Raw genomic sequence first — 2,155 nt, 5'->3', positions numbered from 1 at the left:
AAACTAACAACCTAACAACCTAACAACCTAACAACCCTCTATAATAACCTTGAAAATAACTAATAGGTAATGATTGTGCTAATAGATAGTCGATTTTAGTCTCCACTCTCTCAGCTATTACTTTTACACCTATCTGGTTCACATCATAAAGCCAATCAATAAACTGTTCATTTTCTTTATTATTATTTATGTATCTCATATCGAGTTTTAAAAAATCGTGCCTTGTATCATCAAGAACAATTGCAGACTCATATGTGAAGTCATCAAGAGCGATTAAAACATCTGAATCTTTTAATACGTACTCAGCTTCTATAGTATAAGGCGACAACCCTTCATTTCTCTCTGTAATTTCTACAATCAAAAATGAATTAAAACGTTTCAACCGTCGATTTAATGTGCACAGACTTTCGACTACACTGCGATCCATTAGAGAAAATCTTTCCACATTTAAAAAATAAGATTGACTTCCCATTCTCGACATTGATTTTTCAATATGGTAAATCTTATTAGCTAATTCAATAATCAACCAATTATGCTTTGATGGAAGCATTAGTGAGTAATATTGTTCTAGCTCAATACTTTCAGTAAAATCTATAGGCCTGCTCAGTACCTCGATTCCATAAAGCCTTCCTGAACGGTCTGTAATATGCTGTCCCACATGGAAATGACTACATGGTAAACTTCCATTTTTATCACCATTTACACATATTTCAGAGCTATAACCACAATGTCCTTTAAAAAAACAATTTCTCATTTCAACTACTCTACACCAACATGATCATTCAAACACATATTTACACCTAGACACAGATGCGTTCAACTTATTTCACACAGACACCAGCACACTTTACCAACAATTAACATTACCAACAAAAAAATGGCGCCAACCCAATGAGAAATGTGTATACAAAGTTAAGATAAAATAAAAAGCCATTTTTTTGACAGCACGTCAAAAAACACCTAAATAGTTTTCTAATATAATTAAAATAAAAACCACAAGCCCTTATTGGCAAACAATAATTTACACTAAGGATAATTTAACAGAAACAAATTTCAGCATAACAATAGAATTTAAAATAAGTTTAATAATCAACCTAAGTTTATTACCGAAAAGGACTTTAATTTATTCCATTAAAACATCTAACCAAAAAATACAAACCCCTAACATTACAGATAAGCAACTACAGTAATTACAATTATTGAGCTTACCCTAGGTTACTAAATGTTGAATTTACATCGAAGTGGGCTAATGTCCCACTATCTATACTTAAGATTAAAGTTAGACTAACTTACAAACTATATCCCTTAAGGGATGGTTTTCACTTTTAGCAACATATTCATATGCTCAAAAAACAGCTGAAACAATTCACTTAGCGATGAAATCCCAAATTGCTTATAAATTTTTTTCCTATGGTTTTTGACTGTACCTTCCACAATTCCAAGTGCCTTAGATATCCCTTTGTTATCAAGACCTTGAATAATTAACCCAACAACCTCTTGCTCGCGAACTGTCAATAATTCTTTTCCAAATGTTGACAGCGTTTGCCCCATTAACCCTCGAATAGAATATGATGTAATGTCAAGATTAAACAATGGGCCTAACAAATTGAACTCACTAACCTTCCAATGTTGCTGACACAAAGACTGTACGATAGAAAAGCAAGATTTAACGTCTATAACCTGTTGCTTTGTAAAGCCATTTCCTTCTCGCAAATAACCAAAACAAAGCATCACCCATCTATCTGGTTGAACTTCTACCACTACGCACAGTTCATCTTTCCAACCTGTTTTTTTATAGAATTCTTTACAATATACTTTGTAGTCTAGGGTTTTCTTCACTACATCTTCTAACGTAAAAACACCTTGTTGCTTGTAAAGGTTTAATTGCTTATAGAAAGGATCATATTTATATGATGCAGTCAGATAACGTAGGAATAGTAACTCTCGTTCATTTTCAATTGAATCATATAGATAAATAGGACGTTTTCCACCTTCACAGCCAAGCATTACAACACAATCAAAACTAAAAATAGAACCTATAGAATCTATCACTTTAGGCGTAAAGCTTGACGAATTAAGCGCAGAAATGCTCTTTGAGACTTGAAATTTAAAACTATCGTTTATCATCTAATTTTCTTCCATAAGTAAAAAACTA

Annotated in this window: 2 protein-coding genes; both read right to left on the bottom strand. The window is 32.4% G+C overall.

The genetic code is table 11. The features are described from left to right. Positions 1-19 precede the first annotated feature (19 nt). Positions 20-754: an EAL domain-containing protein gene (locus K5Q92_RS23590; protein WP_220771226.1), complete on the bottom strand. Its 735-nt coding sequence runs from the start codon at positions 752-754 to the stop codon at positions 20-22. A 551-nt stretch (positions 755-1,305) separates the two neighbouring features. Beyond that, positions 1,306-2,127, bottom strand: a complete 822-nt coding sequence (locus tag K5Q92_RS23585; RefSeq protein WP_220771225.1) for a response regulator transcription factor — start codon at positions 2,125-2,127, stop codon at positions 1,306-1,308. Positions 2,128-2,155 lie beyond the last annotated feature (28 nt).

This window comes from Shewanella sp. MBTL60-007 (assembly GCF_019654915.1).
In the GTDB taxonomy this organism is placed as follows: domain Bacteria; phylum Pseudomonadota; class Gammaproteobacteria; order Enterobacterales; family Shewanellaceae; genus Shewanella.
Note: the sequence above shows the minus strand (reverse complement) of the source record. Positions and strands in the feature narration are given on the sequence as shown.